This is a genomic window from Roseivirga sp., from assembly GCF_965216855.1.
GTDB lineage: Bacteria > Bacteroidota > Bacteroidia > Cytophagales > Cyclobacteriaceae > Roseivirga.
Genome location: NZ_OZ244204.1, coordinates 1,963,738 through 1,990,086 on the forward strand (window position 1 = coordinate 1,963,738; position 26,349 = coordinate 1,990,086).

General features: G+C 42.0%; 25 protein-coding genes. 12 read left to right on the plus strand and 13 right to left on the minus strand.

All coding sequences use genetic code 11. The features are described 5' to 3' along the window. Positions 1–75 precede the first annotated feature (75 nt). Together ACOOEY_RS08810 and ACOOEY_RS08815 are read left to right on the plus strand one after the other, a co-directional pair. Positions 76–732, plus strand: a complete 657-nt coding sequence (locus ACOOEY_RS08810) for a hypothetical protein (RefSeq protein WP_420388302.1) — start codon at positions 76–78, stop codon at positions 730–732. Further along, positions 732–1,592 carry a TolB family protein gene (locus ACOOEY_RS08815; RefSeq protein ID WP_420388303.1) on the plus strand — a complete coding sequence of 287 codons (861 nt, stop codon included), beginning with the start codon at positions 732–734 and terminating at the stop codon, positions 1,590–1,592. Before ACOOEY_RS08810 ends, ACOOEY_RS08815 begins: the two co-directional genes overlap by 1 nt. Before the next feature lie 8 nt (positions 1,593–1,600). On the opposite strand, the gene ACOOEY_RS08820 is transcribed toward ACOOEY_RS08815, so the two are convergent. Genes ACOOEY_RS08820 through ACOOEY_RS08835 form a run of 4 tightly spaced genes read right to left on the minus strand, consistent with a single transcriptional unit; the run spans position 1,601 to position 3,567 of the window. Further along, positions 1,601–2,065 carry a DUF2306 domain-containing protein gene (locus ACOOEY_RS08820; RefSeq protein WP_420388304.1) on the minus strand — a complete coding sequence of 155 codons (465 nt, stop codon included), beginning with the start codon at positions 2,063–2,065 and terminating at the stop codon, positions 1,601–1,603. 33 nt (positions 2,066–2,098) lie between these two features. Continuing rightward, positions 2,099–2,650, minus strand: a complete 552-nt coding sequence (locus ACOOEY_RS08825) for a hypothetical protein (RefSeq protein WP_420388305.1) — start codon at positions 2,648–2,650, stop codon at positions 2,099–2,101. 58 nt (positions 2,651–2,708) lie between these two features. Then, a complete protein-coding gene (locus ACOOEY_RS08830; RefSeq protein WP_420388306.1) occupies positions 2,709–2,996 on the minus strand; it encodes a winged helix-turn-helix domain-containing protein in 288 nt (95 codons plus the stop codon). Beyond that, positions 2,986–3,567, minus strand: a complete 582-nt coding sequence (locus ACOOEY_RS08835; protein ID WP_420388307.1) for a hypothetical protein — start codon at positions 3,565–3,567, stop codon at positions 2,986–2,988. Before ACOOEY_RS08835 ends, ACOOEY_RS08830 begins: the two co-directional genes overlap by 11 nt. A gap of 115 nt (positions 3,568–3,682) precedes the next feature. Here ACOOEY_RS08835 and ACOOEY_RS08840 point away from each other — a divergent pair, with 115 nt between their 5' ends. Further along, entirely contained in the window at positions 3,683–4,519 is an 837-nt protein-coding gene (locus tag ACOOEY_RS08840) for an N-acetylglucosamine kinase (protein WP_420388308.1), read from the plus strand. Positions 4,520–4,529: 10 nt separating this feature from the next. On the opposite strand, the gene ACOOEY_RS08845 is transcribed toward ACOOEY_RS08840, so the two are convergent. Continuing rightward, positions 4,530–6,077 carry a M20/M25/M40 family metallo-hydrolase gene (locus tag ACOOEY_RS08845; protein WP_420388309.1) on the minus strand — a complete coding sequence of 516 codons (1,548 nt, stop codon included), beginning with the start codon at positions 6,075–6,077 and terminating at the stop codon, positions 4,530–4,532. Between the two features lie 15 nt (positions 6,078–6,092). On the opposite strand from ACOOEY_RS08845, the gene murQ reads away from it, so the two are divergent. The 5 genes from murQ (at position 6,093) to ACOOEY_RS08870 (ending at position 10,973) form a co-directional block, all read left to right on the plus strand. Then, complete coding sequence (gene murQ / locus ACOOEY_RS08850) at positions 6,093–6,932, plus strand: N-acetylmuramic acid 6-phosphate etherase (protein WP_420388310.1); 840 nt, start codon at positions 6,093–6,095, stop codon at positions 6,930–6,932. Between the two features lie 5 nt (positions 6,933–6,937). Next, entirely contained in the window at positions 6,938–7,510 is a 573-nt protein-coding gene (locus ACOOEY_RS08855) for a hypothetical protein (protein WP_420388311.1), read from the plus strand. 271 nt (positions 7,511–7,781) lie between these two features. Next, entirely contained in the window at positions 7,782–9,404 is a 1,623-nt protein-coding gene (locus ACOOEY_RS08860; RefSeq protein ID WP_420388312.1) for a tetratricopeptide repeat protein, read from the plus strand. A gap of 279 nt (positions 9,405–9,683) precedes the next feature. Next, positions 9,684–10,223 carry a hypothetical protein gene (locus ACOOEY_RS08865; RefSeq protein WP_420388313.1) on the plus strand — a complete coding sequence of 180 codons (540 nt, stop codon included), beginning with the start codon at positions 9,684–9,686 and terminating at the stop codon, positions 10,221–10,223. Between the two features lie 138 nt (positions 10,224–10,361). Then, positions 10,362–10,973 (plus strand): hypothetical protein, encoded by a 612-nt coding sequence (locus tag ACOOEY_RS08870; protein WP_420388314.1) that lies wholly within the window; start codon positions 10,362–10,364, stop codon positions 10,971–10,973. 92 nt (positions 10,974–11,065) lie between these two features. Here ACOOEY_RS08870 and ACOOEY_RS08875 read toward each other — a convergent pair whose 3' ends face one another. The 7 genes from ACOOEY_RS08875 to recF all read right to left on the minus strand — a co-directional run bounded on the left by ACOOEY_RS08875 (position 11,066) and on the right by recF (position 21,612). Continuing rightward, a complete protein-coding gene (locus ACOOEY_RS08875) occupies positions 11,066–13,714 on the minus strand; it encodes an ABC transporter permease (RefSeq protein ID WP_420388315.1) in 2,649 nt (882 codons plus the stop codon). After that, positions 13,708–14,046: a PadR family transcriptional regulator gene (locus ACOOEY_RS08880; RefSeq protein WP_420388316.1), complete on the minus strand. Its 339-nt coding sequence runs from the start codon at positions 14,044–14,046 to the stop codon at positions 13,708–13,710. Before ACOOEY_RS08880 ends, ACOOEY_RS08875 begins: the two co-directional genes overlap by 7 nt. Before the next feature lie 117 nt (positions 14,047–14,163). Beyond that, entirely contained in the window at positions 14,164–16,818 is a 2,655-nt protein-coding gene (locus ACOOEY_RS08885) for an ABC transporter permease (protein ID WP_420388317.1), read from the minus strand. Further along, positions 16,811–19,471, minus strand: coding sequence for an FtsX-like permease family protein (locus ACOOEY_RS08890; protein ID WP_420388318.1), 2,661 nt, complete (start codon positions 19,469–19,471; stop codon positions 16,811–16,813). Before ACOOEY_RS08890 ends, ACOOEY_RS08885 begins: the two co-directional genes overlap by 8 nt. After that, positions 19,458–19,805: a PadR family transcriptional regulator gene (locus ACOOEY_RS08895; protein WP_420388319.1), complete on the minus strand. Its 348-nt coding sequence runs from the start codon at positions 19,803–19,805 to the stop codon at positions 19,458–19,460. The genes ACOOEY_RS08890 and ACOOEY_RS08895 overlap by 14 nt, the downstream gene beginning before the upstream one ends. A gap of 167 nt (positions 19,806–19,972) precedes the next feature. Further along, positions 19,973–20,458, minus strand: coding sequence for a DinB family protein (locus ACOOEY_RS08900; protein WP_420388320.1), 486 nt, complete (start codon positions 20,456–20,458; stop codon positions 19,973–19,975). 41 nt (positions 20,459–20,499) lie between these two features. Then, positions 20,500–21,612 carry a DNA replication/repair protein RecF gene (gene recF / locus ACOOEY_RS08905; protein ID WP_420388321.1) on the minus strand — a complete coding sequence of 371 codons (1,113 nt, stop codon included), beginning with the start codon at positions 21,610–21,612 and terminating at the stop codon, positions 20,500–20,502. A gap of 111 nt (positions 21,613–21,723) precedes the next feature. Here recF and pdhA point away from each other — a divergent pair, with 111 nt between their 5' ends. From pdhA to ACOOEY_RS08925, 4 genes are all read left to right on the plus strand, one after another. Beyond that, a complete protein-coding gene (gene pdhA / locus ACOOEY_RS08910; RefSeq protein WP_420388322.1) occupies positions 21,724–22,755 on the plus strand; it encodes a pyruvate dehydrogenase (acetyl-transferring) E1 component subunit alpha in 1,032 nt (343 codons plus the stop codon). A gap of 59 nt (positions 22,756–22,814) precedes the next feature. Further along, positions 22,815–23,498 carry a tetratricopeptide repeat protein gene (locus tag ACOOEY_RS08915; protein ID WP_420388323.1) on the plus strand — a complete coding sequence of 228 codons (684 nt, stop codon included), beginning with the start codon at positions 22,815–22,817 and terminating at the stop codon, positions 23,496–23,498. Between the two features lie 61 nt (positions 23,499–23,559). Next, the gene (gene ribH / locus ACOOEY_RS08920) at positions 23,560–24,036 is read left to right on the plus strand and encodes a 6,7-dimethyl-8-ribityllumazine synthase (RefSeq protein ID WP_420388324.1); all 477 of its coding nucleotides are present in this window, start codon (positions 23,560–23,562) and stop codon (positions 24,034–24,036) included. Positions 24,037–24,045: 9 nt separating this feature from the next. Next, on the plus strand, positions 24,046–25,365 hold the full coding sequence (locus ACOOEY_RS08925; protein ID WP_420388325.1) for an aspartate kinase: 1,320 nt from the start codon (positions 24,046–24,048) through the stop codon (positions 25,363–25,365). 53 nt (positions 25,366–25,418) lie between these two features. Here the strand turns inward: ACOOEY_RS08925 and ACOOEY_RS08930 are convergent, their stop codons facing one another. After that, the gene (locus ACOOEY_RS08930) at positions 25,419–26,273 is read right to left on the minus strand and encodes a DMT family transporter (protein ID WP_420388326.1); all 855 of its coding nucleotides are present in this window, start codon (positions 26,271–26,273) and stop codon (positions 25,419–25,421) included. Positions 26,274–26,349 lie beyond the last annotated feature (76 nt).

Below are 26,349 nucleotides of genomic sequence, written 5' to 3' on the forward strand. Positions count from 1 at the left end.
CTGTCACTTCCGCAACTATCTGTCCCAAATCAAAAGCTATGGGCTTCCCGGGCTTCGTACAATCGAAGAAAAGACATGAAGCACTTACTTGCATTTATTCTGTTCTGTTTCTCTACCATTTTATGGGCACAGGATTCTGAAAGAAAGATTGAATCATTTCAATACAATGGGAAAAAAGTAGAATACGGTATTCAGCTTCCGGGTGACTTTCAACAAAACAGTACCTACCCTGTTGTGGTAGGGCCTTCTGACCTTGAAGGCGACCAGCAGCAATCCTTTTATTGGAATGGAGTGAAAGACACGAATTCCTGGATACTCATCGACTTCCCTATTTATAAAGGAGATGTAAAACTCACGCAAGCTTTCTTTAATCACTTGAGAAGCCGCTTTAACATTGAAGGCAATAAGTTTCATGCAGTATGCTTTAGTGCCAATAGTGCCGGTACATTCGATTTGGTTATGAATATGCCGGAGGACTTTCATTCCATTACGGGAGTAGCCGGGAACCCGGGAACAAAAAGTGAGGACAGGCTTTCAAAGCTAAAAGATGTAAAAGTGATGTTTGTGGTTGGAGACAGAGATACTTATTGGATGAATGCTTCGAAAGACCGACACCAGAGGCTGCAAAAGCTAAATGTGGACAGCAGGATAGAAATCATAAAAAATGGTCAGCATGTATTGACTCAACTGGTAGGCCAGGGACTTCTGAGCCGATTAAACTCTTTGAGATAATGTCAAATGTGTTGAGAAGTGCACTGGCGATTGTGAGCATAATACTGATCCAGCCTCTGACAAATGCTCAAATCATCTATACAAGACAAATTCGCAATAATGATGACCTGGTGTTGATTGATGAAAAGGGACAAACTCAGGTCATTGCCGATCACCCGAGAAAAGACAGTAGCCCCATGGTTTCACCAGATGGCAAAATGCTGGTATTTACTTCTGAACGGGTGGGTTGGTGGAAAATCTGGACCATGAATATGGAAACAAAACAGACCCATCAGCTTACACATGAAAGCAGTGCAGACTATAGTCCGGCCTGGTCACCCGATGGTCAACAAATTGTCTTTATCTCCTCCCGTGATGGAAATCAGGAGGTTTATGTGATGAATAAGGACGGCTCGAACCAGGTAAACATTACCCAAACGGCAGATGCAGAAGCAATGCCCTATTGGTCTAAAGATGGATACATATATTATAGTGCAAGTATCGATGGAGTTTATCAACTGGCCAGAATCAGGCCTGATGGTAAAGAGAAAGAAATATTGACCGATAGCCCCGACAATAAGCTAATGCCGCAACCATCAATTGACGGCAAGAGCATCTTATACTATGGCGATACCGATGGAAACATGGAGATTTACCTGCTCAATACTGAGATAGGTCTTGTCAATCGCCTTACTAATCACCCATTAATGGACATTCGACCAAGATGGTCTCCTGATAATTCCAGAATTGTTTTTGAGCGTGGAAATAAACGGGATAATCACCATATCTATATCATGAATCGGGATGGAACAGAGTTAAAGCAACTGACCACAGAAAACTATAATTATAGCCCGTCCTTTTTCATTTACCCTCATAAGTAATTACTGGTTTAAGAGCTGAATAGGCTGCGGGCTTTTCTTTTAATGAGAATCATTCCCACAAAGGCGGTAAGGCAGGAAGCTAAAGCGACCACCCACCAAAAGTGTTGGCCCTCAAGAAGGCGTGTGCCTGTTTCAGACCAGAAGGCACAATACAGGCCAACCACAGACCAACTCATAAAGTAATAGTGCCTCTTATACCAACCCTTCTTTTTCTGCTTCTTCATGGCGGGAAATATACCTGCCCATAAGGTAATCAGACTGATCAAGGCAAAAAGGTGGAAGATGGAGGGCCTACCCTGTAGACTATAAATCATAAAGGCAGATGCATTTAACAAAAACATACTTAAGACATAGAAATAGCCAAGGCGTTTATGGAGCCTGGTACCTTTAGGAAACCAAAGTACTACTGGCCCTATAATCATGGCCAGTAGTGCCATAGCGAGATGGAAAAGTCCCATTATACTGTGAACCATCCTTGAGTTGTCTATGAGCTGTTGTATATCCACCTATTTGACCCTAGTCAGTTTCATCTCCATCGTAGGGTACCACGTATTCCCGTCCATACTAAAGGCCCCTTTTTCTGTCCAGGTATCACCTTCAATCTTAATCACATACCGAATACGGCCCTGAGGTACTTCAAAGCCCCATTCGAATGCTCCTTCTTCGTTAAAGCGGCCATGGGCCATGGTGGATTGACCTTGTATTACCAGAGAGTGAAAGTCATAAACCTTGGTATCAGCATTAAAATAGACCATGGCCATGGCATGATGCCCAATCTGATCATCATCCGGACTGGTTCCTTTACCTTCTACCAAAAGAGCCAGACCATCCAGTTTAGACGTCACCTGTTCTTTCACCTTGAAGGGTACTTTCTCTCTTGTTTGCTGATCTATTTGCCAGCCTTCACCCTCCCATTCTCCTACCCAGGAGGACAGCTTTGACATTTCATTCTTAGAAAGGCGCGCATTCTGAGCCTTTAGTTGCTGGCCTACAAACAAGGCGGCTAAAACCATCAACCATATCAATGGAATTGACTTACTCTTATTTAACTGTTTCATACTTCTTTATTTCTATTTATAAACTGGTTTATATTATAAACTATAGCTTCAAAAAAATTTAAGGTTTAAGGTATTGCTGAATGTTCTTTACATAGCTTTCAAAGGCATTGATCCCTTCTTTGGTAATCTTGCAGGTAGTCTTTGGTTTCTTTCCCTCGAACTTCTTTTCTATAGAGATATAGCCAGCGGTAGAAAGCTTGTCTATCTGCACACTCAGATTGCCGGCTGTTGCTCCGGTTTGCTCTTTGATATATACAAAGTCAGCGCTCTCAACACTAATTAAAAGAGACATAACAGCCAATCTTAGCTGCGAATGTAAAAGTGGATCTAATGCTTCAAAGGGCATTTTTTGAATAATTCTTTTTCAACAGGTAACCGGGCAGCAAATATCCGAAAGCTACTCCAGTTGCCATCAATAACATTTGATAGTTTTCTTCTACCCTAAAAGCGGCAAAGGATAATAACCAAAAGACTACAGCGCCAAACTGCAAGGGCCTGAACCCCATCATGGCTCCTGAAACATTGGTACCCACACCCGCAAGCAGTAAAATAAACGGAACGGTATTCCATCCCAATCGATCACCATTAAAGATAATGGTGAACATGGCCAGACCAAGACTGAGCCATAACCAACCGTACAACTTGTCGGTATAATCAGTCACCTGAGCCCTCTTTTTCTGCTTGTTGCTTTTGATCACCGATAAAACGGCTCCCACTAATGTCAGACTCCAGGCTGCAAACGGATACTCAAAACTAGTGTATGTGGCTGTAAAAAAATGGAACAAACTCGCAATTGCGGTAATCCAGCCCCAAAGCAAAAAGTAATAACCATTGTCAGAATATCGCTTCCTGGCTTTAGATATCATGGCCTGAATCAGGTCCAGGCTTTCTTGAGGAGATAATTCTTTGTCTTCCATGATTATATTTTTCAACAAATGTAAAGTAGTTTATTATATAAACCTAATGAATACACGCGTCAGGCGACTTTCAGGTTTCGATTGAATGACTATTTTTGATGCTTTCCCGAAGAAGATGGCAAAAATACTGATAGCAGATAGCGGATTTACAAAGACTGATTGGCGATTGATTCAGGCTGACGGCTCAATAGAACAGGCTCGTACAGCTGGTATTAACCCTTATTATCAATCTGAACAGGAGATGTTAACTGTTATTAAAGATCTTCATTCCCAGATTCCGGATAAGATTGATGAGATCTACTATTACGGTACCGGGTGTTCTTCAGGCACCAACAGAAAAAAAATTGCTGACTTATTAGCCAAGTATTACCCCTCTGCTCAAATAGATGTCAACCACGATCTGCTGGCAGCAGCCCGTTCTCTTTGTGGAGAGGAACCGGGTATTGCCTGTATTATTGGCACCGGGACCAACTCCTGTCTATACGATGGACAGAAAATTACGCACAATGTACCATCCTTAGGGTGGGCAATTGCCGATGAAGGGGGAGGGACTTACCTGGGTAAGATGTTAGTGACAGACTACTATCGTAAGGATATGCCTGAACACTTGCGTCAAATATTTAAGGAGACATTCGGCTTAACAAAAGATAAATTTCTCACTCATATCTATCAGGAGCCAATGCCGGGCCGATTCCTTGCCAGTTTTGCCAAATTCATAGGACAGCATATCGATGAGCCCTACATGTATCAGTTAGTGGCCAATGGCTTCGATACTTTCATTACGCGAAATGTGATGAAGTATGAAGGCTATGATAGTTTACCGGTACACTTTACCGGATCGGTAGCCTATTACTTTAGCAATGTCTTGCGCCAGGTAGCTAAGGACAAAGGCATTTTTGTTAAGCACATTTCAGAATACCCAATAGCCGGCCTGACATTGTTTCATCAGTAGATTCAATATTTTACTCAATGCTGGAAGTCAACACTCCCAGTATTGTTTTAATACCATTTCGGTAATGTCCCAGGCGGATATTCTCATTGGGGCTATGCTGGTTATTATCCGGATTAACCAACGGCACCAAAACAGCAGGAATTTTCAACCCATTCACAAAGAAAGCAATAGGAACACTGCCTCCCGCCAGACGAATTCTGGCTACTTCCTGCTGATGAACATTCTTTAAAGTGCTGTACAACCATTGTCCTGTTTCAGAATCGATTGGTGTATTGAAGGCCTTCCAAATAGCTGAACGGTCATAATCAAAACGGATGATCTTACCCTGAGTCATTCTTTCTTCTTCCGTTGGTTCTCTTCCTTCAATTATGTAATAGCCATCGTCCTGAATATACTTTCTTACCAGACGAAGCAGTCTCTCGCCCTCCGTCTCAGGCACGAGCCTGATATCAATGGTGGCCACTGCTTTATCGGGAACAATGGTACGGGCCTCATTGCCCACCCAGCCACTCTGCATGCCCCGTATATTGAGGCTTGGATATTGCATGGCTTCCTGATAGTTGGCCCCAACCAGGTCAGTCTCAGCTATTCCCACTCTCCTTTTTATCTGGTCAATATCATCCGGCACCGCAGCCAGTATTTCTCTGATGGCCGGTGTCAGTTCTATGCCATCATAAAACCCGGGAATAATCACCCTTCCACCTTCATCTTTCATTCCGGCCAATAATTGAGACAATCGCAAAGCCGGATTGGGGGCATAGTTTCCAAAGTGTCCACTATGCTGAGGCGTTCTCGGGCCATAAACTGTGAGCTCAAAAGTAGCAATGCCTCTGCACCCAAAGACCAGCGTTGGTTGATTGGAATCATGTAATGGCCCATCAAAGATAACCATGTGATCAGCCTGCAACAGGTCGCCAAAATTCTCTATAGCCTCCGGCATACTTCGGGACCCCTGTTCTTCTTCGGGGTCGAGTATGATTTTCATATTAAATGCGGGCCTGGACTTTGATGCCTTCAAAGCGTCCAAAGCAGCCAAAAACATAATGATCGGGCTTTTATCATCAGAGGCAGAGCGGGCAAATATGCGTAAGTCGTCATCAAACCTGGGAGCATTCAACAGCACCGCACTCACCTCACCGAAACTACCATCACCCATAGGCTCCATCAGAACTGGTTTGTAAGGGTCATCCTGATTCCACTGGGCCGGATCTACCGGCTGCCCATCGAAATGCATGTAGAATAAAACCGTTGGCAAATCCTCATCCACTACTCTCTCTGCAAAAAAGGCTGTACGGCTACTACTCGGCAGTTCTCTCGTCTCAAAATTTCTCTTCCTGAAAGCCTTATGCAGAAATGCCAGGTTGTTCTCCACATGACCATCTATTAAGGCATTATTCGGAATTGACAAGAACTCATAAAGCTCCATCATGGAGTTGCGGGCATATTCCAGGCTCAGTTCATCGTACTGCTTCAGCTCCAGAGACTGAGCCTGCACTGTGCTTAAGGAAGATACACAGACAAGAACTATTAGCATGATATTTCGTGTTTTCAGTGCCATATCCATTATGTTTGAATGGAAGTTAAACTCTTTTTACAAAGAATAGAAATGAACGTTACGGAGTCAGAATCGAACCATCAGCACCTGGAGCAAATGTCAGTAAAAGAATTGCTGATTAACATCAATCGTGAAGATCAGACAGTTGCTCTGGCAGTAGAAAAGGTAATTCCTCAAATAGAAGCTTTGGTAAAGGAAATAGTACCCAGAATGGAAAAAGGTGGCAGACTCTTCTACATAGGTGCAGGCACCAGCGGAAGATTAGGTGTAGTAGATGCTTCTGAATGCCCTCCAACTTATGGTGTTGAACATGGCATGGTGGTAGGATTGATTGCCGGTGGAGACGGTGCCATCAGGAAGGCCGTAGAGTTTGCCGAAGATGACGAAGAACAAGCCTGGAAGGACCTGAAAGAATATATGATCAACCACAAGGATACGGTGATTGGTATTGCTGCCTCTGGAAAAACACCTTATGTTATTGGTGGTCTTAAGAAAGCAAAAGAGCATGGTATCCTGACAGGTTGCATCACCTGTAATCCTGACTCTCCCCTGGCCTGGGAAGCCGAATTTCCTGTGGAGCCCATTGTGGGGCCCGAGTTTGTTACCGGCAGTACGCGCATGAAAGCAGGAACTGCCCAAAAACTTGTTCTGAATATGATTTCAACCTCTATCATGATTCAACTGGGCCGGGTTGAGGGTAACCGCATGGTAGACATGCAGCTTTCGAATAATAAGCTGGTTGACCGTGGAACTAAAATGGTCATGGAGATGCTCCAGATAGACTACCAAACCGCAGAGCAATTACTTAAAGAGCATGGCTCGGTAAGAAAAGTGATTGACTTTGTGAAGAATTCATAAACCATATGCATCAGATTGAGCCCTATTATTCCTGGCTTAAATATTATAATGTAGCTGAAGACCCCAACTCTCCCTATTCCGGCAAAGAGTATAACTACGAGCTATACTCCGAGACGATATACGGCTATTATATAGATCCTGCCTGGGACTTTATGGGATCTGAGACTCTGTTTATCAAGATACTCTATGTCGACTATGATCAGGGTTTTATCATCATTGAATTTATAGGAGAGTGGAATGATGCACTCAATAATGACATCATGCATTTCAAGCGGAATATAGTCGATCACTTCAACCTATATGGTATTAACAAGTATATACTCATCGGTGAGAACATTCTCAACTTCCACGGATCGGACGACAGTTATTACGAAGAGTGGTTCGATGATGTAGAGGATGGCTGGATTACGGCCATTGGCTTTCGGGACTTCGTAAAAGAAGAAATGAACAACTTTGAAATAGACAGCTACATTAATTTCGGTGGTGATCTTGATGTGATTGAATGGCGGACCTTAAAGCCGGTTGTTCTTTTTGAAAGAATAAACAATATCATCAGTCGAAGAATTGGATTAATTTAATTTTTCCAAGAAACACATAACTATTTCTGACACCTATAATTTTGTTGGATATACCAGATCTTATCAAAAATCCCTATATTTCGATAGCCATTTCACTCTGAAAAGGAACCTAACCTCTATTCAACTGAACATCATTTTCTGAATTTCACCGATGAAATCATGTGTCTATACATGGTTTTAGAAGGAATTAATATAAATCACCAGGCATTACGCCCGGCAATTTTTTATTGCATTGGATACACTCAATGCAGGGTATTACAAGAGGATCAACATGAAACGCGATTTACAAAAAAGAGCGGCAGTATTTTTTTTGCCCGCCTTTATCTTCTTTCAGGCTATCGACTGTTTTCCACAAACGGGGCTTGACTCACTGACCAGAGTATTTTATGAAGAAGAACTTCCTGACTCCAGCAAAATAGACCTCAGCCATGACATAGGTTTTGCCCTGATGAACACCAGCAGTATGGACAGTGCCTTAAAGTATGCTGCCTTTGGAACTCAGGCTAGTTTAGACGGGGGGTTTAAGCTTCGATTGGCCAGAGCCCAAAGACTCACCGGGGCCATATATCAAAGAATGGGTAAGAATGAGGAGTCACTGCTCTCTCTTCTCGAAGCCCTCAAAACTGCGGAAGAAGTTGGCGACCTGAGGGAACAAGCCAGCATCAATAATGAGTTGGGCAACCTTTACCTGGGATACAGCGATTGGGAAAACGCTCTGTTTTACTATAAACAAGCTTACAACCTCGTGGAAGAAATGGGACTAACTACGGCACAAATCTCCATAAAAGCCAACATGGGTAATATCTATTCCGACATGAAGGATTTTGACTCAGCCATCAGTTTGATGAAAGAAGCCTTTTTGATTGACAATGAAATGCCATTGTCCCTGAGAGCCAATATTTACCTGAACCTTGGTTCTGCTTTCAGGCAAAGTGAGCAATATGATTCTGCATTCCATTACCTTAATATGAGTGATTCTCTCTCAGAGGCGATTCAATATGATCACCTCAAACCCTTTATCTACTATAACCTGGGTAACAATCATATTGCCATTGATGAAATGGAAGTGGGTAAAGCCCTTCTCAAGAATAGTGTCGACTGGGGTAAAAAACTGGGGACCAACCGAATTTTGGCAGACGGAACTATTGATCTGGTTAAAATTCTGATAGATGAAAATAACCTCCCACTTGCCAACAGTCTTGCGACAGATCTATTTGAATTAATAGAAGACAGTGGCAATCATCAGCAAATTCTTAACATATCCAGGCAGTTAATGGAGATTAACCGAGCTTTTGAAAATCCTGAAAAACAACTCTTCTATGCCAATGTACTCATCAGTACCGAAGACAGTATCAATGTCGCTGATGCCAGAACCAAGGTCTTGCTGGCAAGATTTGAGGAAATTCAGGAGGAACAAAGGCTACGGTTTGATGAACAGTTTGAAGGTTTGGCTTTTGGATATAAGCAAAACATCAGGATTCTCATCTCTGCCTTTACCCTGGTCATGTTAGTAAGCTCTATGTGGTATTGGATCAAGCTAAAAAAGATCGCAAAAGAAAGACAAAGGTTGTTGGGTGAAATCGATGAGCTCAAGCAAAAAGAGACTGCCCGAACTTTAATACAGAAAGTCAAAGACATTAAGGCCCATTTCGATAAGGTAAAACTCGAGCAATACATTGAGAAGAAGTTGAACCCTACTGACTGGAGTATATTGAACTATCTGTATGAAGAACCTCTCATCTCGAACAAGGATCTGGCAGACAGAGTAGCACTAAGTCTTGAGGGCACCAGTTCCAGCCTTAGAAAGATGTATCAGCTATTCGAGATTGAAACAAGGCACAATAAAAAGATGGAACTTCTCAGAAAAGCTATACTTATCTCCACAGAAGAGTAAAAAAAACGACTCAAAACCTACTTTTCACGGATAAACGTGAGACTTAAATATTGATCCGTCAGCACTTTTGAGCTGTAAATCAGCTAGGCGGACTATGTTAAGCTATATTTCAAATTATTCTTCTAAGAAAGGATTTCCAGCCAACCATTGGAATATAGAATCGTCATATTCATTAAATACTATCCTAGCTGAGGGGGGGATAGACCTTATTCATAAGGCGCCCCCCCATTTTACTACCCATATAGAAATCAATTCACTTATAGGTCAGGAGGTACAGCTATGAGTCTTAAAAGCCGTACTTTACTCTCTGATTTCAAGATCAATAACGATCTTTTCAATTATAAAGCAGGTAAGTTATTTATACCCTTTATCTGGATTTTTAAAGGCTCCCTGTCTGTAGAGATTCCTGTTAATATTATCCTCTGGTACGACTGTAGAAATTATCTCACCCATCAGACGATAACCCTCTATGTCTATTCACATCAACTCTTAAATACAAGGCAGTTGAGCGTGAGAAAAATCAGATATGTCACCGTATTGAATTCGGGTGTCTGCCCAAGGCTCAAACAACATCTGGATAACCGCATATTACGCAATATCAGGCCAGACAACATTATGCTGAATCATGTCAGTAAATCGGCACTACACAAATTTTATCAAAGAATTAAAACAAAGAAGAGAGTTGTATTGAAACACCGGCTATGTGCGATGCTATACGAGCAGCTCTCCAATCCTGATCAGGTACAAAAATTTAAAAAGAATCAACAGACGGTTGATGATACATCATCTGTTAGTTTCAGTCAGATGTGTTTTGGTTAAGCTGACTACTAGCCCCAGTCAGCGTTGAAGAATGTCATTGTGTGAATGACGGTAGTATCAGGTAAGACCCTTTCGAGGCTGATACAAAACCTCTGGCGGCCCCGTGTTGCCAGAGGTTACTTTTTCAAAGTTACCGAAATGATACCTTCTGCAATTGTTTTTCAAAGATTATTTGCCTGCCTAGTATTCATTGTAGTCTATTTGGCATGGAATTGCCACCTCCAGGCTCAGGAGGTTAAGTTGGACTCCAGGATTATTGAACAGGGAGTTCTCATATCGTGGGAATCCAGTAGCCAAATTCCGGAAAAGCAAGCTACAATTTATCGCTCCAGAAATGGTCAGGCCTTTGAGGTGATTCAAACATCCAACAAGGGGCAGATACAATATATAGATGACTCCGCCATATTCGGACTGTTCAGATATTTCATTGCATTTGAAACGGATAAGGCAATCCTACATTCCGACACCATAGACATAGAGAATTTTGCCGGAGAATTAGCAGGCGAGCTAACACCTTCCTCATCAGGAAAAGTAAATCTGGTACTTGGGAACGCTTCGACTAATCAGAAAATATGGTTTGGATTACTTGATCAAAACGGTGAATACGTTAAGGATATCGAAGAAATACAACTAGATAAACAGCTGCTGCAAATCGATTGCTCAAACCTGCCTCCCCGTCTTTACATTGCCTGCATCATGCTGAAGGACTTTGGACCCTTCCTGTATAAAATTGATTTAAGAGGTAGGTAAGGAAAACTCGCCTTACTATTTCAAATATGAAAAAGCCAGTATCTGAAAACAGACACTGGCCTTTGGATGTCATTATTTATACCGTTGCTCTACTACTCGTATCTTAAATTGTCTATTGGGTTTCTCCTTGCCGCTCGTAGTGATTGATAACCCACAGTAAGCCATGAGATCAGCAATACCGTACCAACTCCAAGTATAAAAATGAGCGGACTCAGATTGATTCTGAATGGGTATTCACTCAGCCAACTATCCATATACCACCAGGCAAAAGGCACAGCTAAAGCACCGGAAACAAGAATAAGCCAGGTGAAATTATTGAACAATAGACTCAGTAACTTAAAGGTCGATGCTCCCAGTACTTTCCTGATACCAATTTCCTTTTTACGCTGCTCCGTGACAAATGCGGCCAAAGCGAACAAACCTAAACAAGCAATAACAATGGCCAGAATAGCAAAAACACTAAAGATGGTTTTAGTGCGCTCTTGTCGACCAAACTGATTCTTAAATAACTGATCTAAGAAAAAGTACTCAAAAGGTCTTCCGTTGGCCATTTCGATCCACGTATTCTCAACAATCTTTACCACCTCAGCTGTAGCTTCCGGATTGAACTGAATACTGACTGATCCATTACTCCTACCTAAATAGAGTACCTGAGGCTGAATTACATCAGTCATTGTTCTGAAATGAAAGTCTTTCACCACGCCAATAATATTGAATACCTCAGATTCATTATTTACTACTCCATTGAGGGTTTTGATTCTTTTCCCAATAGCCTCTTCATCGGTATAGCCAAACCGTCTCACAGCGGTTTGATTAATAACCACCGCATTGGAATCGCTGACGATTTCATCACTAAAGAACCTGCCTTCAATTATATCCAGGTCATACGTTTGAGCATAGTCATTATCTACATACCAGTTCTGGGTTGAAACTGCTTCATCAGGAGATGTAGCCTCTTCTCTCATCATAGGAAAGTCATTGAATGAATCTGTGGCGGGTATATAGCCACTGATAGATACCGAATTGATAATTGGGTTTCTCTCTAATTCGGTCTTGAATGCGTCAATCTGATCTCCCAATAATTGTGTCTCATTAATTACAAGGACCTGATCTTTGTTAAATCCGAGTTCCTTGTTTTGCAAATAACTCAATTGATTGTAGACGAGTAATGTGCCAATAATCAGGAATATGGAAGTTGCAAACTGAATCACCACCAGGATATTTCTCATCCACTGTGATTTTCTTCCCTTCGAAACTTCTCCTTTTAACACCTTAACCGGTTTATAAGAAGAGAGTACAAAAGCAGGATATACTCCAGCCATCAAACCTACTACTGTAGTTCCCAGTAAAAGATATGGCCATAAGCCATTGGAGGCGAATAATGGATTCATCAAAGACTTTTCAGTGAGTTGATTAAAACCAGGCAGCATGAGTAATACGATGCCAATGGCCAGAAACAAAGAAAGAAAAGCGCTCAACAATGATTCTGTCAGAAACTGGTTAACCAGTTGTTTTCTGACTGAACCCAGTACTTTTCTAACCCCAACCTCTTTGGCTCTTACCGAGGCACGGGCAGTTGCCATATTGGTAAAGTTGATACAGGCAATTAACAGAATAAAGAATCCGATTACACTAAACATGTACACGTACTGAATGGTACCGGTTTCTCCAAATTCAGCATCGAGGTTGGAAGTGAGGTGAATCTGTTCAATAGGTTGCAGGAAGTATCTCACGGCAAAACGCCCTGCCTCAATGCCAGACTTCATATCGGCATTCATGAATTGCTGAACCTGGCTCCCCATATGACTCAACAGGAAATCAGGCATTTTCTCATCAAATGATGCGACCTGGTCAGGACTCTGAAGCTTCACGTAGGTCACAAAGTTGTTACTCAGCCAGAAGTTCTGGCGAGCATCAGGACGGTTCAACATGGTTATGAACATATTGAATTGAATGTGAGTATTAGAGGGAATGTCTGCAATGACCCCGCTCACTTTGAGATCGGTTTCATCATTTACCCTGATTGTTTTTCCGAGTACATCGACATCGCCAAAGAACTTGATAGCCGTGCTCTCGGTGAGAACTACCGTATTTGGTTCATCCAGTAGATGAGCTGAATTCCCTTGAATTACCGGGAAGTTGAAGATGTTCATCAATTCCTGATCCATCCAGGTAATATGATCTTGCTGATAAAAGTTTTCGCCTACCTGAATAATCATTGAAGCATCGCCTCTGAAGCGGCCTGCTTCTTCAATTTCTGGAAATTCATCCTTTAAAGTCTTGGCCATCGGGTCGGGAGCCGTTGGCAGGTTGAATTCGTTATCAGCAAATTTCAGGTAGTTCGCGACTCGGTAAATTCGTTCCGAATCCTGAAAATGCTTGTCATAACTCAACTCATCTTTGACATAGATAGCTATGAAAATACAGGCGGCCATACTAATGGCCAGGCCTGAAAGGTTGAGGAAAGAATAGAATTTGTGACGCATCATACTGCGGTACGCCACTTTAATGTTGTTTTTGACCATAATTGTAAAAGTTGTATTTCGAGTAAACCAATTCTCTCTTAGCAGGGATAACCTGAACAGTAGCAAAACATCAATCAAGAATTTGCGATTGGCATAGCGATTACCCTTCTGCTCACTGTTGAATTCATAATATTCTTCCAGGTCGCCTAGAATATCTTCCTGAAAATCGGGGTGACAATAAAATTTGAAAATATATTGACCAAGCCGCTTCAGCATAGCTTAAATTGAAGAGCAACGTCTTGTATCTCGTTGTAAAGGCTCATACGGGTTTCCATATTATAGTCGAGCGCTTTTTTACCCAGTGCTGTGATTTTAAAATAACGCTTGCGTTTCCCTCCACGAGCCTTGGTCGTCTCTCCAAGCTCAGAAATGATGAACCCTTTCTCCTCCATTCTTCTCAAAGCAGATTGTAAAGCTCCAATGGAGACTTTACGCTTGAGCCTTTTCTCTATCTCCTCCTTAATAGATACACCATAGGCTTCTCCATATAGTACTCCGACCATGAGCAATACATATTCTTCGAATTCTCCGAGCTGATACTTCTTCATAATCCTGAATTAATTCCTAAATGTAGTTTATTAAAGCATAGGACGAAAATAAAATTTCCTAAATGTAGTTTTAATCACTAAAAACCTGGCCTTGAGCAAATCAAGGCCAGGTTTCAATTATTCGTTTCTTAATGAATCAGCCGGGTTACTCCGAATAGTTCCCATGGAAATCAAACTAATAGTGATAGCGATAAGACCAACTACACCGATAGCTGTGATGCTATAAACAAAAGGACTAATTGCGGTCTGATAGGTGAAGTTACCCAACCAGGTCTGAATAAAGTAAATGGACAGCGGAACAGCTAACATCAAAGCGATTACCGTAATGATCATATACTTGACATTCATTAACCAAAGGATATGACTTATAGATGCTCCCAGCACCTTGCGGATACTGATCTCTTTCACGCGTTGCTTGATGACAATCGACACAATACCTAACAGACCTCCACAGGCCAGGAATATAGAGATTCCTGCCAGCAGCAAAGTGAGCTTCAAAGTTCTGGCTTCTTCCTGATAGAGTTCTTCAATCTGACTATCCAGGAATTGATACTTAAAATCGACCTCAGGCACGACTTCCACAAATTTGGCTTCCACAGCTTTCATTGTCTCGGCTATGTTCGAAGAGTTAACTTTTACCAACATATAGTTAGAAGAGTTATCATTCATCATCATAATAATTGGTCTGATCGGTACGTGAAGTGAGTTGTAATGAAAGTCCTTCACCACCCCTACAATAGTACCTTTAACCAACTCTTCATTATTAACCCAAAACAGTTGCTTACCCACTGGATCGGTAACGTTCAATTCCCTTATGGCTGTTTCGTTCAACACAAAGGCGGTTCCTGCGGAATCGGCTGCAAAGGTATCGTCCAGCATTCTGCCATCTGCCATCTCCAGATTCAGTGTTATAGCAACATCTTCATCCACGAACATCTCCGAGGCATCGACAGTCAACTGTGGATTCGACTCCATGTAAAGCGGGTGTTGGTTGAACTGTCCTCCGGGTACATTCGAAACCGCAGAGGCATCACTTATTCCCGGAATAGCGGTCAGTGCATTTTTCAATACTTCAATCTTATTACTGAATGGCTGCCCTCCAATATCAATAATCATAAGGTTGTCCTGATCGAAGCCTAAGTCTTTACTCTTCAAAAACTGTATCTGGTTTCGGATCATCATACTTCCGCTAATCATCAGAATGGTTACCACCAATTGTACACCCAGCAAGCCATTGCGTAAACCAGAACCTCCAAGCTTAGTCAGATTTAAACCTCTGAGAATTTTACCAGCTTCGAAAGAGTTGAGGTATAGCGATGGATAGAGTGCCGATACCAATGCGGTGAATATGGCAATAGCCACCATGAACAGCAGAACATCAACATCCATTAAATTGGCCACTTCAATCTGACCATTTACCAAAATGTTGAAAGGGTGTTCTAACCAGATCATGACAAATACAGATAGCATCAGCGCCAAAAAAGTGGTTAGCAATGCTTCGACGATAAACTGAGAAAAGATCTGTACACGGAAGGCCCCAAGTGTTTTCCTTACGCCCACTTCTTTCAATCGCTGAGCAGCTCTGGCGGTATTAAGGTTGACAAAGTTAATTATTGACACCAGAAGGATAAACAATGCACTGATGCCATAGATCATCAGGTAGCTAAAACTACCATTGGTTTCAAGCTCCCACCTGATATTGGAATGAAGATGGATATCCGTAATAGGTTGAAGAGCAAACTTTACTTCTCCGGCTCTTAACCTGGCCATATAATCTTCAGACCAATCGAGGTATTTAGGAATCCAATCTGGAATTTTCGATTCAAATTCTGTTGCGCTTGATCCGGCTCTTAGTTTCACATAATTGAAATGACCGAAGTCGTCCCATGACAGCCACGGGTCATTGAAGGGCAGTGACTTGAGTGTTACATAAGATATGATGAAGTTAAAATGAAAATGAGAGTTTCGAGGGGCATCTTCTACCACTGCAGCTACCTCCAAAATATCCACCATTCCATTGAAAGTAAGCCTTTGGCCAATGGGGTCCTCTTCACCAAAGAATCGTTTAGCTGTGGATTCTGATAAGACAATGGCCCATTCACTTCTTAAAGCCTTATTGGGATCTCCATCGATAGTCTTGAAGCTAAAAACCTCGAAAAAGGTACTGTCAGCAAAAAAACCGTCTGATACTTCATGAGAAACATTGCTTTTGTCATGAGTAAGGAGAATTTCCGTTTTGGTTAGTCCGGGACCATAGATGGGGGAAAGGCTCACGGCCTTTTCCACTTCAGGAAAATCATTTGCCAGAGACTGAGCCATAGGGTGAGGCGTTCTGGTCTGAGGATTTTCATTCATCCAGGCAATGCGGTAGATATCATCAGCACCGTCATGAAACGAGTCGTATGAGGTTTCAAAACTGGTATAGAGGTAGATAAACCCACAAACAGCAAAGGCTAAGACCAATCCTAAAATGTGAAAGCTTGTCTGTAGCTTATGACGCATCATGCCGCGCCAGGCAAATTTGAAATAGCTTCTGTACATGATAATAGTATTTGAGTTTTGACCGATTTTTTTGAGTGCGAATGGACGAAGAAAATTGAACAGGTGAAACCAGTAATGAAGATCGGCTAACCACCGGCTGCGATTCTCTCTTTCCATTTGATAGTATTCAAAGAGATCACCTTCAATTTCTTCCAGCAAACGATCTTTACAGAACCAGCGCAGAAATAATCTGGCACTACGAGGAGGGTTAAATTGTTTCAAACTATTCATTGTGAAGGTTTTTAACCGGATTTCTGATAGCTACCATAAATGACTGGTAGCTCACCGTTATCCACGCCAAGGCAAGCATTAAAACTGTTGCCGCTATAAAGAAGAATGGACTCAGACTAATGCGATAAGCAAATTCATTCAACCAGTTTTCAGTAATGAGATAGGCCAATGGAATAGCAACCACACAGGAAACAAGAATGAGTAATGTGAAGTTTTTCAGTAAGTTCAGAAATAGCTGCCCGGCATTTGCTCCCAGCACTTTCCGAATGCCCATTTCCTTTTTGCGTTGCTCAGCCATAAAAGTTGAAAGGCCAAACAGTCCAATGATGGCAACTACAATGGCCAGACCGGAAAAGGCGTTAACCAGATCTTTCATGCGGTTGTCTCCACTGTAAAGCTGGCTATATTTTTCGCTGACTAATGAAGCCAGAAAGGGCTGACCTCCAGAGTGCTCCGCCCAGATTTGCTCGGCAGTGGCCATAGCTTGGGCCGGGCTACCATTAAATCTGACTGCCAGAGTCCATGGATCACTACTTTTGTATAAGAAGAGTGGCTTTATATTTTCTTTCATAGATGCAAAGTGAAAGTCTTTGACCACACCAATGACGCGTATGTCCCAGGACTTCGAACCATAGGTCATGGTGAGATAGCTATTGACAGGATCGGCTAATTGAAGACGACTTACAGCGGTTTCATTAAGGATAACACTGATGGCAGAGTCGGATGATATTTTATCATTGAAGTCTGATCCTTCAACAATGCTCATTCCCCAGGTAGAAATGTAGTCTTCCGGAACCGGCCAGGCCTGACTGGTAATGGCTTCATCAATACCAACTGCCTCCTTTCTCTTCAGATACATTTCCAATCTGCTGTCGCTCACGGGGGTATAACCGGTGAGGCTGATAGACTCAACATTACTTCGGCTGAGAAACTCATTTCTAAGTGCTTCGCTACCTGGTTGGTATCTATTCAGATCCATTACGTCTATAGTGAGCACATTATCCTTGTCATAGCCCAATGTCTTTTTGGTCACAAAATTCAATTGGTCATTGACGACTAAAGTGGCAATGATGAGAATGGTTGAAATGGTAAACTGAAGAACCACAAGGCTGCCACGAAACCAGTTGTTCCCGGATTTAAGTTGGTTTTGACCCTTTAGGGTTTTAATAGGTTTGAATGATGAGAGGAGAAGAGCCGGGTATAAACCTGCCAGAACACCAAGAATAACGGCAGCCATAATCATGATGAACCAAAGCGGAATAGTTCCTCCAAAAGGATTGACAATATTTTTGTCTACCAGCTGGTTGAAATAGGGCAAAGCCAGAAAGACAATACCGGCCGACAGAAGAAATGAAAGAACACTAAACATGGTAGATTCAAACAGAAACTGATGAATCAGTTGCCTGCGCTGCGAACCGATCACTTTTCTTACTCCAACCTCTTTACCCCTCACCGCGGCTCTGGCAGTACTTAAATTGATGAAGTTGATGCTGGCAATAAGAATGATAATCAGCCCGATTATCGAGACTGTTTTTACCGTTGCCATGCTGCCATTAGGCATTATTTCCCTGTCCAGGTGAGATTTCAAATGAATATCAGCGAGCGGTTGCAGGTAAAACCTCGCATGGTTTCCATTAGCCTGAATATCTGATGCATCAATTTCCCAGGTCTCCTGAATTGCCGGAGTCATGAGAGATGCCAACGTCTCATTGAGTTTCTCTTCGATAAATTCCTGAGAAGAGTTTGCTCTGAGTTTAATGTATGTATAGGAGTTGAAGGTTGTCCAGCTCCAGTTTTCTGCAAACCTGGAATCCTGATACATGGCCGACATAATAAAATCGTATTTAATATGCCCGTTCTCAGGCATATCCTTGAAAATCCCCTTGATAATAAACTGATCAGAATTGAAGGCTACGGTTTTGTTGAGTGCATCTTCGTTGGGAAACAGATGCTGCGCCATAGACTCAGAAATTACTGCGGTTTTTGGGTCATCCAAAGCCCCTTCAGGGTTACCTTCAACAAATGGAATGGTGAACATTGACAGAATCTCTGAAGTAGCATAGCCTGCATTTTTAATTTGCAACTGCTTCTCATCCAGATCAATTACTGAGTCGAATCTACCGCCCATGAGTCGACCTGCACTTTCGACTTCAGGAACTGTTTTTTCCAGATGTTCTGCCAGAAATGCCGGAGATATTGGCCAGTGCATTTCTCTGTCACCTACCTTAAAATCAGTTATTACCCGGTAAATCTGATCGTAATCTTTGTTGTACTTATCGAATGAATATTCATCTCTAACATAAAGGAAGATGAAGAGTGACGCTGAAATACCCAGCGTGAGACCGAGAATATTGAGAAAGGAATAAAATTTATCCTTAAGAATTACCCTTCTGGCAATGATAAAATGACTTTTGAGCATGATTACGTTGTTTGAGTTTTGACCGAATTTTTTGAGTGCGAATGGACGAAGAAAGTTGAACAGGTGAAACCAGTAATGAAGATCGGCTAACCACCGGCTTCGATTCTCTCTTTCCATTTGATAGTATTCAAAGAGATCGCCTTCAATTTCTTCCAGCAAACGATCTTTGCAGAACCAACTAAGAATGATAGCCGCCAGGCGGGGCGGCTCATATGTAGGTTTAAGAGATGACAACTTTAGCCAGTTTTAATGCGATATCGGGAATCTGGTTGAACAGAGCATTGCGCATTTCATGGTTTTTCTCCAATGCACGCTTTCCCTCTGCTGTCATGGTAAACAGGCGTTTTCTTCTACCTCCTCTTTCATGAGTAGCTTCTGCCAGATCTGATTTCAGAAAGCCCTTATCTTCCAGACGACTAAGTGCAGAATGTACCGCCCCAATAGCCACCTTTCGTTTGGTTTGGCTGATAATTTCTTCTCGAATGTTCAAGCCATAAGCATCGGGATATAGCACCCCGACAATCAATAAGACCAGCTCTTCAAATTCACCTAACTGAGTTCCTTTCATTGTTCAAATTTCGTATTTGTAGAACAAACATAGAAACAATTTCTACAATTATGAAATTTGGTCTTGAATTTTCATCTGTGAGGTAGGTAGATCAAAAAGAAACAGGGCACCTCAAAAGTCATTAAGCTCTGGAAGTGCCCTGTAAAAGGAATACAAATAAATATCTGCTATCTGTACTGAGGCGGGTTAATTCCTTTCAGTCTCAAGTAAGTGATGATTTGACCTCTGTGGTGTGCATTATGGTCTAAAAATGAAATCACACCTGCAGTCAATTGGTCATTTGATTCCTGCTCCAATATAAATGCATTGATCTCATCAAACTTGGTTTTTGCCCAGTCGATCAGCTCTTTCTTTGACTTAGAGTTCTCATCACCTGGTGCCCATTGAGCATTGGGCCCCTGGCTAAACGCTCTCTGAAAATAATCTATGCTATAAACAATATGATACGCCTGTGCGGCAAAGGTTCTTTGTTCGTCATTAGGCTTGAAAGTATAATCGCCCTCAGGCATGGCTTCTAATACAGCGATGGTATAGGCTTTCGTGGCTTCAAGTCGCTGCTTCATCCAGTCATAGCCTCCTTCATGGGCAAATGATTGACTAGCAAAAAGGATAATTGCTAAAAAAGCAAAGGCAAGTTTGTTTTTGATTTTCATGGAATTGAGTTTTTGGTTACAAATTACCTTTACGTAACAGCTTACGTTTTAGATTCCCTTAGTTGTACCTCTCCATTCACCACATTAAAAAACCGATGTTCCTGCTTGATCTTATTAAAAATCGAAATAGATCTTTCAGGCCTTGCATCAGTGACAAAGATTTGCCCAAAGGCTTCTGACGCTACCATAGCCATTAGTTTCTCAATCCGCTGATCATCGAGCTTATCGAAAATATCGTCCAGCAGCAGAATGGGTTTAACTTTCAATCGCTCCTTTAAAAAGTCAAAATTAGCCAGCTTGAGGGCGATGAGATAGGATTTTTGCTGACCCTGAGACCCGAATTTCTTCACAGGTTGATCATCCATTACAAAGACAAACTCATCCTTATGCGTCCCTTTATTGGATCGCTTCAATATAAGATCCTTTTTAAGTGAGTCGGCAAAGGCCCATTCTATATTACCCTGGAAGTCACTTTCATAAACTATTTCAACCAACTCCTTCTTACTACTCAAAGTAGCATAATGCTTCAAAAGCATTGGTTTGAATTGCTCAATGAAGTCTTTCCTCACCTCATAAATAAGCATTCCCAATTCGATGAGTTTTCTGGTAAAGGGTTCCAGCAAGTCTTTATCAAAACGATCATCCTCTGCAAATTGCTTGAGCAGGCTATTGCGCTGCTTCAGCGCATGGTTATAGGCAATCAGGTTATTTAAATAGCGTTGATCTACCTGCGATATAATGGCATCGAAGAACTTACGCCTGTCTTCACTGGTTCCGCGGATCACGTCAGTATCATTAGGTGCAATCAGTACTGCCGGAAAACGCCCTATATGCTCACTGGCTTTCTTATAAGGTTTATCATCCAGCTTAATCTGCTTTTTCTTGCCCACCTGATTGGCACATAATACCACTCTTTTCTTTCCATCCTGAGCGAACTGTCCTTTTATCGAAAAAAAGTCATGATCGTGTTTGATACATTGAAGATCCTGAGCCTGATCGGCACTTTTGGTGAATGACAGATAAAAGACTGCATCCAGAAGATTGGTTTTACCACTTCCATTGTCGCCCAAAAAACAATTAATCTGGGGCGAAAAGTCTACCTGAGCTTTCGTGTAATTCTTGTATTGAACTAGTCTTATGGATTCGAGATGCATTTTCTACCGTAAAGCGGAAGTTAATTTCAAAGTTGAACGTTTTTGTCTTATTTTCGCAGTCCCATTTAAACTATTGACAATTAAAGGTTTTTACCTTTTAAAGTATAATTCATGGCAGCAGCAAAAGGAAACGCAAAAGCTAAAGCAAAAAAAGAGTCAAAGTTTTCGAAAGAGACCTACATGTTCTGGTACGAAAACATGCTCTTACAGAGAAGGTTTGAAGAAAAGGCCGGACAGCTTTACGGTCAACAAAAAATCAGAGGTTTCTGTCACCTTTATATAGGGCAGGAAGCTTGTTCCAGTGGTTCGGTTACCGCTCTTAAAGAAGGTGATAAGTGGATTACCGCTTACAGAGACCATGGCCAACCACTTGCTTTAGGATCAGATCCAAAAGCTGTTATGGCTGAATTGATGGCTAAAGCTACCGGAATCTCTAAAGGAAAAGGTGGTTCAATGCACATGTTCGATCGTGAAAAAGGTTTCTTCGGTGGACATGGTATTGTTGGAGGGCAGGTGCCATTAGGTGCAGGAATTGCTTTCGCTGAAAAGTATAACAAGACCGACAATCTGTGTATCTGTATGATGGGTGATGGTGCTGTTAGACAAGGTGCATTCCACGAAGCCCTGAATATGGCCATGACCTGGAAACTTCCGGTGATCTTTGTCATTGAGAACAACGGTTATGCTATGGGTACCTCGGTACAGAGAACTTCAAATGTAACTGAGCTTTATACTTTGGGTGAATCTTACGATATGCCATCTGCTCCTGTAGATGCTATGAACCCTGAAAATGTACATGTGGCCGTTGAAGAAGCTGCAGACAGAGCCAGAAGAGGTGACGGACCCACTCTACTTGAGTTCAGAACATACCGTTATAAAGGGCACTCAATGTCTGACCCGGCTAAGTACAGAAGTAAAGACGAGTTGAACGAATATAAAGACAGAGACCCTATCGAGTATGTGAAGTCAAAAATTCTCGAAAACAAATGGGCAACTGAAGAAGATCTGAAAGGAATTGACAAAAAGATCAAAGCTGAAGTGGAAGAATGTGTGAAATTCGCAGAAGAGTCTCCATACCCTGATCCATCAGAAGCTTACAAAGATGTTTACGTTCAGGAAGACTATCCTTTTATCACTGAATAGTATTTAACCCTTTGTTTTACAACAATTTCTTTATATTTGCGACCTAATTTTTGAGAGAGATGGCGGAGAATACTTCAGAAGAAGGTAAAAAGACCAACAAAGGAAATACAGTAGACCAAATCAAGAAAGAAGTAGGTCCTATTGGTTTCCTTGGAGCAATCATTGGTGTTGTCGTGGTGATTATTGCCAGCGTTTGGTTTTTCCTTGATTACAGAAAAGACCAAAAGAACATTGATGCCCAAAACGAGATTTTTCAGGCACAATACTATTATGAAAATGATAGTCTTGAATATGCATTGATGGGTGACGGTAGAAACCTTGGTTTTCTTGATATCATGGATATCTACAGCGGAACTCAGGTAGCTAACCTGGCACATTTCTATGCCGGTGCTTCTTATCTCAAACAAAGACAATACGATCAGGCTATCGACTATCTGGAAGATTTCTCAACCGATGAGATCTTAGTACAAGGCAGAGCATACAGTCTGATTGGAGATGCTTACATGGAGCTTGGAAACTTTACTGATGCTGCCGACAATTATGAAAAAGCAGCTAACGAAGTTGACGATCAGTACTTCTCTCCCGGTTATTTACTGAAAGCCTCTTTGGCATATGAAAAAGCTTCTGATCTGAACTCTGCCATTAAGGTATTGGATAAGATCATTAACGATTATTCAGAGGCTACAGAGACCCTTGAAGCCCGAAAACAAAAAGCACGATTAGAAGTCCTTGCCGGACGTTAATTTATAAAAACATTAACAAGGAAGGTAAGGCGAATGTCTTACCTTTTTTTATTTACAGACTATGGCTAGCAGCGAAAAAAACCTCAGCGACTACAGCAGTAAAAATGTAAAATCAATCAGCGACAGAAAATTCGCGGTGATTGTATCAGAATGGAACGAAGAAGTTACCGAAGCACTTTATCACGGTGCCTATAGTACACTTGTACAACATGGAGCTCAGAAAGAAAACATCATCCGCAAGAATGTACCTGGCAGCTTCGAACTTACCCTCGGTGCTCAATGGATGGCAGAGCAGGAAGACATAGATGCGGTTATTTGTATCGGTTGTGTCATTCAGGGAGAAACCAAGCATTTCGACTTTATCTGTGATGCCGTAGCTCACGGTATTACCAATGTAGGCCTGAAATACAACAAACCCGTAATTTTCGGTGTATTGACTCCTAATAACCAAAAGCAGGCATTAGACAGAGCCGGAGGCAAGCATGGTAACAAAGGTGATGAGGCAGCCATTACAGCCATAAAAATGTTAGGATTCTAAATTTCAGCAATGCAGGTATACAAATTCGGAGGTACTTCAGTAGGCAGACCAGAGCGTATGCACTCCGTAGCCGATCTGATCACCAGAGATGATCAGTCTAAAATTGTTGTTCTATCCGCCCTATCAGGTACTACCAACAGTCTGGTAAGCATTGGCGAATCGCTGGCAGCGGATAAAAAGGAAGAGGCACTTAACAAAATCAATGAGTTACGTGCTCACTACGACAACTTCATTGAAGAGCTTCTTTCGACCGAGACTAAAAAGGGAGAAGCAAAAGAAATCATAGATGAGCATTTTGAGTTCCTGAAAATCACTCTCAAAATCTCCTTCAATGAGGCACTCAACAGAGACATACTTGCTCAGGGTGAATTAATGTCTACCAAGCTGTTTACCTTATTACTTCAGGAAAGAGAGATTCCGGTAAAGTTATTACCCGCTCTGGAATTCATGAAGACCAATGAAGACCATGAACCAGATCTTGACTTCATCAGTGAAAAGCTAACTGCTATTCTGGAAAAGAACCGAAATCAGGGCTTGTTCATTACTCAGGGTTATATCTGCAAAAACCATAAAGGGGAAATTGACAATCTGCAAAGAGGGGGAAGTGATTATACGGCCTCTCTTATCGGAGCCGCGATTAAGGCTTCAGATGTTCAAATCTGGACCGATATCGATGGGATGCACAACAATGATCCGAGAGTAGTTGACAAGACTTACCCTATTGCAGAATTATCTTTCGATGAAGCTGCAGAGCTGGCTTACTTTGGAGCGAAAATTCTCCACCCAGCCTCTATATGGCCTGCTCAGAAATTCGGCATTCCAGTGAAGCTTCTCAACACTATGCAGCCGGAAGCCAAGGGAACGGTAATTAGCAAAAGCACCATTTCGGCCGATGTTAAGGCCATTGCTGCTAAGGATGGCATTACGGCCATTAAAGTTAAGTCGACCAGAATGCTGTTGGCCTATGGTTTCCTGAGGAAGATTTTCGAAATCTTTGAGAAGTACCGTACACCAATAGACATGATTACCACTTCAGAGGTAGCTGTATCGGTAACTATCGATGAAGATGAGCATCTTGATAAGATCATCAAGGAGCTCAGCCAGTTTGGACAGGTAGAAATAGACAAAGCACAAACCATTATCTGTATAGTGGGCAACTTTGTGGCAGAACAAAAAGGTATAGTAACCAAAATATTCGATGCTCTGGAGGAAACACCTATCCGAATGATCTCCTATGGGGGAAGCAGACACAACATCTCTCTCCTTACCGATAGTGCCAATAAGGAACTGGCTTTGAAAAAGCTAAACGAGCATATGTTTGGACTGTAAAAAAGTCTTTTGAAGATAAAATGGACACCCGCTTGTGATCAAGTGGGTGTTTTTTAGGCTTTTTGCCTTCTTCTCCTCCTCAATATCACGCCAAACACATTGGCAGAAATGATCAATCCGGCCCCGAGAACTTTCTCCGTGTTCATCTCTTCATCCAGAAATAAATAACTGGTGAACATCGCAATGGGCGAACCAAGGTAAAAGATAAGGCTGGTATTGGTTGGAGGGAGCATGGTTGTAGCCCTCAGCCAGAGTGTATGAGCCACCACTGTACAAATTACTCCCAGTATGGCCAGATAAATCCAGTCCAGTTGGGTGAGATCCCAGTTAGTCTCAGTAGAAAAGGCAAGAAAAACCAGCATGGCGAATGTATACTGACCAAAGGCACGTGTCATAGAATCTATCTTCTGATGTCTTTGCTGTACAAAAGGTAAAAAGGCAAAGAACATGGCACTCACCAGCCCCACTAAAATACCTGAAGTCACATTGTTGTTCAGGTCAAAATCAGGCACGATCAGGAATATACCAACAACTGCCACGGCTACTGCTACTAAATCTGTAAGCTTAGGCCTAACTCCTTTGATAATCCAGTTCAGATAGATCATATGGAGCCCAAATGATGACACACTAAGTATGGCCATAGACGGTGTAGACAGCTTAACACTTATAAAATAGGTGACCCAATGGGCTCCGAATAATAAGCCAATCCAAAGCAATGCTCTCCACTCTCTGGCACTTAGCTTTCCTATATTCCTGGGCCCGGCAACCAGATATAGAAATACAATGCCTATGGCCAGACGCACCACGCCAATAGTATAGGCATTGGCTGTTACCTCTTTGATAAAAACCGGGGTTATGCCAAATATAACCACCGCAATCAGGCCTTCGATATAGTAGCGGGAATTCACAAAATCACAGTCGAGATCAAAAATAACTGAAGGCCAAAAATAAAACCCCTTCAAGAGGGGCTTTATTTACAAGGGT